The 8234-nt window shown below is 59.4% G+C and carries 6 protein-coding genes and 1 pseudogene; 3 read left to right on the forward strand and 4 right to left on the reverse strand.

Going from position 1 to position 8234, the window contains the following annotated elements:
• Positions 1-284: 284 nt before the first annotated feature.
• From AC5JJ6_RS31085 to AC5JJ6_RS31095, 3 genes and pseudogenes are all read right to left on the reverse strand, one after another.
• Positions 285-722 (reverse strand): recombinase family protein, encoded by a 438-nt coding sequence (locus AC5JJ6_RS31085; RefSeq protein WP_496045757.1) that lies wholly within the window; start codon positions 720-722, stop codon positions 285-287.
• A gap of 370 nt (positions 723-1092) precedes the next feature.
• A pseudogene (locus AC5JJ6_RS31090) lies at positions 1093-1563 on the reverse strand (IS5 family transposase); the annotation flags it as partial.
• Between the two features lie 257 nt (positions 1564-1820).
• Positions 1821-3866: a recombinase family protein gene (locus AC5JJ6_RS31095; RefSeq protein WP_496045758.1), complete on the reverse strand. Its 2046-nt coding sequence runs from the start codon at positions 3864-3866 to the stop codon at positions 1821-1823.
• 715 nt (positions 3867-4581) lie between these two features.
• On the opposite strand from AC5JJ6_RS31095, the gene AC5JJ6_RS31100 reads away from it, so the two are divergent.
• From AC5JJ6_RS31100 to AC5JJ6_RS31110, 3 genes are all read left to right on the forward strand, one after another.
• Positions 4582-5664 (forward strand): Ldh family oxidoreductase, encoded by a 1083-nt coding sequence (locus AC5JJ6_RS31100; protein WP_496045759.1) that lies wholly within the window; start codon positions 4582-4584, stop codon positions 5662-5664.
• On the forward strand, positions 5664-6377 hold the full coding sequence (locus tag AC5JJ6_RS31105) for an RraA family protein (protein WP_496045760.1): 714 nt from the start codon (positions 5664-5666) through the stop codon (positions 6375-6377). Before AC5JJ6_RS31100 ends, AC5JJ6_RS31105 begins: the two co-directional genes overlap by 1 nt.
• A gap of 301 nt (positions 6378-6678) precedes the next feature.
• Positions 6679-7836, forward strand: coding sequence for an IS256 family transposase (locus AC5JJ6_RS31110; RefSeq protein ID WP_496045761.1), 1158 nt, complete (start codon positions 6679-6681; stop codon positions 7834-7836).
• Positions 7837-8130: 294 nt separating this feature from the next.
• On the opposite strand, the gene AC5JJ6_RS31115 is transcribed toward AC5JJ6_RS31110, so the two are convergent.
• Positions 8131-8232 (reverse strand): DUF1127 domain-containing protein, encoded by a 102-nt coding sequence (locus tag AC5JJ6_RS31115; RefSeq protein ID WP_496045762.1) that lies wholly within the window; start codon positions 8230-8232, stop codon positions 8131-8133.
• Positions 8233-8234 lie beyond the last annotated feature (2 nt).

The raw sequence follows: 8234 nt of genomic DNA on the forward strand, positions 1-8234 counted from the left end.
TGGCGTCCGACCGTCTGACCTCCTCATCTTAAGGTAGGTATTTCAACGGACTGCTAAGTGTAGTCGCTTGAAGGTGCAGCCTCCTAGGACTGGGGCCGCCACCTCGAGATGGGTCCTTTCAAATCCTTTAGTATCCAATCTTTTAGTCGGATACCATAGGAGTTCGAGTCACATTTCCAGTGAAATGTCCCTTCGAGCGATTGCCCTGTAGCAAAGCCTGGGAAATAAGCAGGCTGCCATGGTGGGAGCTGAAACCTGATTGTCGTCGACTGAGGTGGCTCCGCTTATCTGAACAGGTTTTTCGGCTGATAAGTGGAGCGCCTGCCGGGTTCAGGCCACCGCGATTCGCGGAGGCGGGATGAAGTAGGCCTGATCAGGTGTTTGCCGCCGCATAGGTCGAGCAGCGAATACCAGTCCGAACAGTTGCGGGCGAGCCGGGTGACGTCGTAGGACAGGATGATCCCGACCTCGCCTAAGGTGACGCGGGCGATCAGGTCTTTGAAGCCACGACGATGGTCGGCGGTGGCTCCGCTCAGGCCGAGATCGGCGTCGACCACCTCGACGTCGATCTCCTGCCAGCCGAGGTCGCGGGCACGCTGGCAAAGCCCATATTGCAGGCGCAGGCTCTCCTGGTTGCCCAGAACCTGGTGCGGGTGCGATTGGCGGACATAGACCACGGCCTTGCGGCTCAGGTGCCGGGCCGTCACGAGCTCGGAGATCATGGCTTACCCTCTCGCTGATGGCGGTGCAATCGTCGGGGAGGGTTCGGGACCGGCCTGTGGGCCGGGGGAAGCGGCGTCCGGCGGGATCAGCCGCCCAATCCCCTCCTCGTGGGAGGCGAGCCGAACCAGTTCCCGGATAGCCTCGAGGGAGAGTTTGCTCGTCGGCAGGTCCGGCACCGCCGGGCGCAGACTGGTCACCTTGATCGGAATCCTCAACACAGCACGGCCGTGATCATCAACATAGGCGTGCCCGGTTCCATGTTGTGAGCCGCTGACCGACACCAGCGGAAAGCTCCGCCCGTAGAGCGGATGGGCTGGATCGGTGATCCTGATCTGCTCGGACCAGGCATTCTGCTGACGAATAGGGGTATCAAGTAGTGAGATCGTAGCCGCCGTCGCCCAAAAAGACCTCCACTAGCTCGGCGATCTGGTCGAGTAGGGGTTCTACTTGTGAGGCGTCATCGACGTCGCGGCCGGTCAGGATGGAAGCAACGATCCGGTTGGTCACGGCGTCGAAGCCGATGTGTAGCTTGCGCCACGAACGCCGCCTGCTGGCACCGTGCTTTTCGACCAGCCACTCACCCGGGCCGCTCAGCTTCAGGCCGGAACTGTCCACCAGCAGGTGGATCGGCCCACCAGTGGTGCAGGGTTGTGCCGGCATGCCCAGCGTCCGGGCCCGCCGGCTGATGGTCGAAAAGTTCGGTACCGGCAGGTCGATGCCGAGCAACTGGAGGATTGAGCCGATCAGCCTCTCGTTCTGGCGCAGCGCCAGGCGGAACATAGCGCGGAGCGTCAGAGCTGTCGTGATTGCGAGGTCGGAGTAGTGGGGCTGACCACCCGGCGGCGTGCGCGACTCCGCTTTCTAGGCGGCGATGGCGTCCTCCGTTAACCACACGGTCAGAGTGCCCCGGTGCCGCAGCGCCTCGTTATACGCTGCCCAGTTCGTCATGCATCGCTTCGACCGCGGAATATGGTGGCGGCGGGCAGCGTTGGCTTTATGCGGCATGAAAACGGGATACGGAGCATCGAAACAGGCTGTCCCTCACGTGATCCCGCATATACGATCAGTCATGTTGATGCCCTCATTGTGTTCAGCTTCTACTCGAAATGAAGATTGTGGATCTTGTGGGCTTTCAATTCCTTGAAGCGTGCGACGGTGTCGTCAGTATCGGGAAACAGGTAGCGGCGAGCGTCGGGATTACGAACGATGGTGATTGTCCCGTTGCTGATCTGGCTATGGATCCAGTTGCGTGAGCACGCCGATCGCTTGGCCAATTCGGCGATGGTCAGCCAACCCGGAATGTGAAGGGAGTGGCCGGTGGTGTTGCGCAGCACACGACAGCGCTGGCGTATGGTTCGGACTGTTCCCACCGGAACATGGCCGCGCTGGGGCGAGCGATAACCTTCCCGGGTCAGCAGTTTGGCAATCTCGGCGTCATCAACACCTTGGCGCGCCAGGTCGAGCAGGCGGGCCACCATCTCGGCGCCACGCGACAGGTCCTGCAGCCCATTGACCGCCTGCTCGACCACGAGGTCGCTGACCTCCCCACCGCGCCAGACGATGCGCACGCTGATGCGATCGGGCGATGCCCGCCGCAACACGACCTTGTCGATCAGGCTGCGCAGCAGCGCCTTCCTGCGCTCTCGCGTCATATCAGGCTGTTGCCAGAGTGCCGGGAGCTGCGGGCCAAGCGCGACGAAGCCTTCCCGATCCGCAGTCGACAGCGTCTCCGGCGTGGCGCGCTCCGCCCGACGTCGTGAGAGCGCCTCCTCGGCTTGGCGCAGTTCGCGCAGCGCCAGTTCCCAGCGATGCTCCAACTCGCCGGCAACATTGCGGTTGTCCGGGTCGACCTTGCTGAACTGGCGTTCGGCCAGCAGTGCCTGGTAACGCAGGCGCTCGACCTGCTGGGCCTCGGCGCGGTCAAGGGCCTCGTCCGCCTGGCGCCGAGCATCGTGGGCGTGCCTCCAGGCCTCGAGCTCGGCCGGCGTCACCGCGGCGAAGAATGCGGCCACCACCCGGGCATCGATGGGATCGGCCGGAAGCTGCTGGCAGACCGGAGTTCCATGCTCGTGATACAGGGACCGACAGTTGTAGCCGTTTCTGGCCCTGTACTGCACCGTCATCTTGCGGCCGCACTGCCCGCACCAGACGATGCCCTGGAGCAGTGCCGCACCCTCACGGGGCGCACCGCGCGTCATCTTCCGTTGGTACTCGGCGTAGTTATCGCACAGCATCGCCTGGATCCGCTCGAAGCTCTCCCAGTCGATGTAAGCCGGGTACCTGTCCTTGACAACGATCTTCCATTCCGCCATCGAACACCGCGTCATAATCAGCCTGCCATTGGGATAGAGCGCGTGGCACGACCGGGTCCGGCCATAGACAAAAGCGCCGGCATATGCCGGGTTCCTCAGGATCCGGATGATCCGATCGAGCGTCGCCGGTCGCCATGTCGCCTCGCTGAACCGGTTGCCCCGCGGGACACTCAGCCCTCGGGCGGTGAAGGTTCGCATCACCTTGCCGACTGAGCCCTGCTCCAGGAAGCTGGTGAAGACCAGGGTGATCCGGTCCTGCACCTCACGATCGGGATCCTTGACCACGGCGCCGCCCGCGTCGCGGATCAACCCGGCTGGCAGATGCAGCGCCAGTTCACCGCGTTCGGCCTTGCTGAGCAGCCCGGCGGTAAGGCGACCGCGCATGGTGTGCAGTTCAACGTCGGAGATGGTGCCCTTCAAACCTAGCAGGAGGCGCCCGTTGGCCGACCCGGGATCGTAAACGCCGTCGCGATCGGCAATCAGACACTGCCGAAAGCCGCACAGGTCGAGTAGCGGATACCAGTCCGAACAGTTGCGGGCGAGCCGGGTGACGTCGTAGGACAGGATGATCCCGACCTCGCCTAAGGTGACGCGGGCGATCAGGTCTTTGAAGCCACGACGATGGTCGGCGGTGGCTCCGCTCAGGCCGAGATCGGCGTCGACCACCTCGACGTCGATCTCCTGCCAGCCGAGGTCGCGGGCACGCTGGCAAAGCCCATATTGCAGGCGCAGGCTCTCCTGGTTGCTCAGGACCTGGTGAGGGTGGGACTGGCGGACGTAGACTACGGCCTTGCGGCTCAGGTGCCGGGTCGTCACGAGTTCGGAGATCATGGCTTATCCTCTCGCTGATGGCGGTGCGATCGTCAGGGAGGGTTCGGGGCCGGCTTGTGGGCCGGGGGAAGCGGCGTCCGGCGGGATCAGTCGCCCAATCCCCTCCTCGTGGGAGGCGAGCCGAACCAGGTCCCGGATGGCCTCAAGGGAGAGTTTGCTCGTCGGCAGGTTCGGCACCGCCGGGCACAGACTGGTCGCCCTGATCGGAATCCTCATCACAGTACGTCCGCAATCATCAACATAGGCGTGCCCGGTTCCATGTTGTGAGCCGCTGATCGATATCAGCGGAAAACTACGACCGTAGAGCGGATGGGCTGGATCGGTGATCGTAATCTGCTCAAACAGAGCATTCTGCGGACGAATAGGGGTATCAAGGAGTGGGATCGTACTCGCAACACGCCATCCCACGTTGTAGCACCACATTAAGAAGCAAAACTGCATAATAAGTTCAAAAATACGATTGGAAGTCGAATTGCTTATTGTTTAGTACGCTGGTATGGTCGCGTCAACAGTTCGAATAAATGGCACAAAAAATCGAAGGGCGTTTTTCACGAGGTCGCCCAGCGCGTCAATTACCGTTCGTCGAATATTTTGATACCCACGCATCTGTGATGTGAAAATAATAACTCATTCACAATACATAGAAGTTCTCCAGGCTTGGCTCAATCATCGCAGCCCGGCACGTAAAACGTTATCTATAAGCGGAGTGGCAGAAATGAAATTGAGTGTAAAGCAGCTCTCGGCCGGCTTGGTTCGAGTTCAGTCCAAAGAAGTCTGTGACTTGGCAACGCAGATTCTCGTCAACGCAGGAGTTGCTGAGGAAGATGCCGCCATTGTGGCGGATAGCCTCATCGAAGCGGATCTTCGTGGTATGAATTCACACGGCATTATCAGGCTGCCGGTCTATACGGAGAGACTTATCAAGGGCGGTGTCACCGCCCGACCGAACTTCGAACTTGTGAGTGAATCCCCCGGAACGGCTTTGTATGACGCTGGCAATGGGCTTGGCGCAGTAGCGACGTCCAAGGCAATGAATGTCGCAATCGAGAAAGCCAGAACTACTGGTATTGCCGCTGTGGGAATTCGTAACAGCAATCATAATGGGGAAGGTGCGAGATACGTCAAGCAGGCGGCTGCTGCAGATATGATCGGTATCGCAACAACTAACAGTTCACCAATCATGCCCGTATGGGGTGGGCAAGATCCGCTTACTGGACCACTTCCGATTGCTTTCGGCATACCTACAAATAACGATCCGATCATTCTCGATATGGCTCTGGGGATGAGTTCTCGTGGTAAGATTTTATACCATCTTGAAAAGGGCATGGAGCTGCCACAGGGATGGCTCGTCGATGCAGAAGGAAGCCCGACGACAGATCCCAGTTGGATCAACAAGGGCGGGTGGATCCTCCCAATTGGCGGACACAAAGGATGGGGTCTCATCCTCATGTGCGAGATCCTCAGCGGGATTCTTACCGGCGGTTCCTTCGGTCGTGAGCTTACCAACCTTTACGACAACCTTGATACGCCCCAGCGAAATGGGCATTTGGTAATAGCGCTGAATGTTTCAAGTTTCCTCGATATCGTCCACTTCAAAGAGCGGCTTGACGAGTACGTATCGGTCATCAAACAATCTAAGCTCGCTTCAGGCTTCGACGAAATTCTCCTACCGGGCGAAATTGAGAGTCGAAAGCATGCACAGCAGCGGACCGACGGAATCTCAATCAGTCAATCTGTAGTCAATGATCTGTTCACTCTGGCGGCTTCGCTTAACATCGAAGTCAGCGAGGCGGTATAATGGAAAGCAACGTCGATCGCCATGAAATCACCAGCCGGCTCTTGAGCCTCGACACTGGTTTAGTTTCAGATGTCCTGGATGAAGCAGGGTTGCCAGACCAAGCGCTTGCAAATTCAGTAAAGGCGATGGCTGGACCTGAAAAACTCGCGGGACCGATTGTCTGTGTACGGGGCGCCCCAAGAGTTTCTAGCAGAAACTCAGTATCACCGTTACCAAGTGAAGCGCTCGAAGACAATATCGAAGTTGGCTCTGTGATGATTTTAGCCTCAGGAGGAATGATTTCTGCTGCACCTATCGGCGGTATTATTTCTCAGAGTCTTCAGTCGCGCGGCTGTCGTGGTATCGTGACAGATGCTGCTATTCGCGACCTCGCTGAAATTGATGAACTTGGACTCCCTGTGTTCGCGGCTGGAACCTCGCCAGCCAACGCCGCGCGGATCTGGCAGTTTATTGAGACGGGAACTCCGTTAGTTCTTCGCAGCGCTCTAGGTGGCAACCTAATCGTTCATCCCGGAGACTTCGCGCTCGGTGACAAGGAGGGAGTTGTTATCATTCCCGCCGCAGCGGTGCTGCAGATTGTGGAAGACGCGGAGGCATTACGCGAACTTGAAAACCAAATCGTTGCAGGGATGAGCGCTGGCCTTACCCGCAAACAAGCGCTTGAGAAGTTTCCCCGATTCAAACACGTGCGCCCAGTAAAGACAAAGCGGTAAATACTACGTGTGTGGACGCGCACACGTGCCCACACCTTTCATGTCAGCTTTTCTTCAACTTTCGGTATCGATCAAGATGAGAGTAGCATTCGGAAAGCGAAAGTCAATCTAAATCGCCAAGCTAGTTGCTTGTCCTGTATATATCTTTATCAAACTGAAAATCCCAATCCCCCCTTTTCTATGTGTAAGCTGAGGTATGGAAATTTTGTAGGCGGAACTGCCAAGTTTTGGCTGTTGGGGATACCTTACGGCTGGTCGAGCATTCATCCCGGTGGCCCCCATCGCCCCACAGGAGACCTGAATGCCGGACCCGCAGAGCACGATCATCACTGCTCTCCTGGAGCAACTTATCACAACCGGTCCCGAGAGCCTGGGCCAGGTCTTCACTGCCCTGTTCGATCTCGCCATGCGCCTGGAGCGCGAACGTCACCTTGGCGCCGAGCGGTACGAGCGCAGCCCCGAACGCCGCGGCTATGCCAACGGCTACAAGCCCAAGACCCTCGACACGCCGGCCGGCACGCTGACCGTCCAGGTGCCCAAGACCAGGGATGCCGACGAGCCGTTCTACCCGCAGTCCCTGGAGCGCGGGCGGCGCTCCTGCCGCGCCGTGATGCTGGCCATTGCCGAGATGTACGTACAGGGTGTCTCGACCCGCGATGCCGCCAAGATCATGGCCGAGTTCGGCTTGAACAGCCTGTCGTCCATGCAGGTCAGCCGCGCCGCCGCCCTGCTCGATGGCGAACTGCAGGCCTGGCGCTGCCGGCCTCTGGGCACCGTTCAGTATCTGCTGCTCGATGCCCGCTACGAGAAGGTTCGCGAGGGCGGCGTGGTGCGCGATGCCGCCATTCTATCAGCGATCGGCGTCGATCCCGAAGGCCGCCGGCGCGTGCTCGGCGTCTCCGCCACCCTGTCGGAAGCGGAAGTCCACTGGCGCAGCTTTCTCGACGATCTGGTCGGACGCGGTCTGCGCGGGGTGCGCTTCATCACCAGCGACGATCACGCCGGGCTGCGTGCCGCCCGCCAGGTCGTTTTCCCCGGTGCCCAGTGGCAGCGCTGCCAGTTTCATCTGGCTCAGAACGCCATCCACCACGCGCCCAATGCCGCCATCCGCAAAGCCATCGGCGCCGAACTCCGCCGCGTTTGGAACGCCTCCACCCTGGTGAGCGCCCAAGAAGAGCTGGACCGGCTCGTCAAGAACTACCAGAACACCGCACCCAAGCTGGCAACCTGGCTGGAAAGCGCCGTGCCCGAGGGGCTCGCCGTGTTCAGTCTTCCAGACCGTCACCGCCGCCGCATGCGCACAGCCAATCCGATCGAACGTGCCATCCAGCAGGAGATCAAACGCCGCACCAGCAAGGTTCGCATCTTTCCCAACGAAGCAGCCCTGCTGCGACTGGTCACCGTTGACGATCGGGATCCTGGGCACGCGAAGCATGTTTCCCAATTCGCAGCAGGGTAAGTGAGGATTTGGCGGCAACAAGAAAACCAAGGACATCAACTGCGCCAAGGTCAACGCGATCTACGCTGGTTCCACGATCGATGCGGCATCAGGGCTGTACAAGGTCGAGTTCCAGATTTCCACACAAGAGACTGAGTTCAAAGACGTCGCTTCGTTGCCGCTACGCTGGCGCATTGAAGCTGCCTTCGGCACTGCTACCGTGGCATGACCCGCAACCTGAATTCGCTCATTTCCCCTACGTGCTGCGTGTTTATGCTCCAGACTCCATGGCATTTTGTAGTCGAAATCGATCTCTTATAGATTCGCGAACTCCATGGCTGCCATGTGAATATCGCCGCGCGCCACACCAATATCGCGCAAGGCTTGATCTGGAAGTGAAGACAGCTCGCGAACCATCT

The sequence above is a fragment of the Skermanella sp. genome (assembly GCF_059503625.1).

Coding starts and splice junctions, on each gene's coding strand:
- AC5JJ6_RS31085 (WP_496045757.1), bottom strand. CDS start 722: ATGATCTCCGAGCTCGTGACGGCCCGGCACCTGAGCCGCAAGGCCGTG.
- AC5JJ6_RS31095 (WP_496045758.1), bottom strand. CDS start 3,866: ATGATCTCCGAACTCGTGACGACCCGGCACCTGAGCCGCAAGGCCGTA.
- AC5JJ6_RS31100 (WP_496045759.1), top strand. CDS start 4,582: ATGAAATTGAGTGTAAAGCAGCTCTCGGCCGGCTTGGTTCGAGTTCAG.
- AC5JJ6_RS31105 (WP_496045760.1), top strand. CDS start 5,664: ATGGAAAGCAACGTCGATCGCCATGAAATCACCAGCCGGCTCTTGAGC.
- AC5JJ6_RS31110 (WP_496045761.1), top strand. CDS start 6,679: ATGCCGGACCCGCAGAGCACGATCATCACTGCTCTCCTGGAGCAACTT.
- AC5JJ6_RS31115 (WP_496045762.1), bottom strand. CDS start 8,232: ATGGTTCGCGAGCTGTCTTCACTTCCAGATCAAGCCTTGCGCGATATT.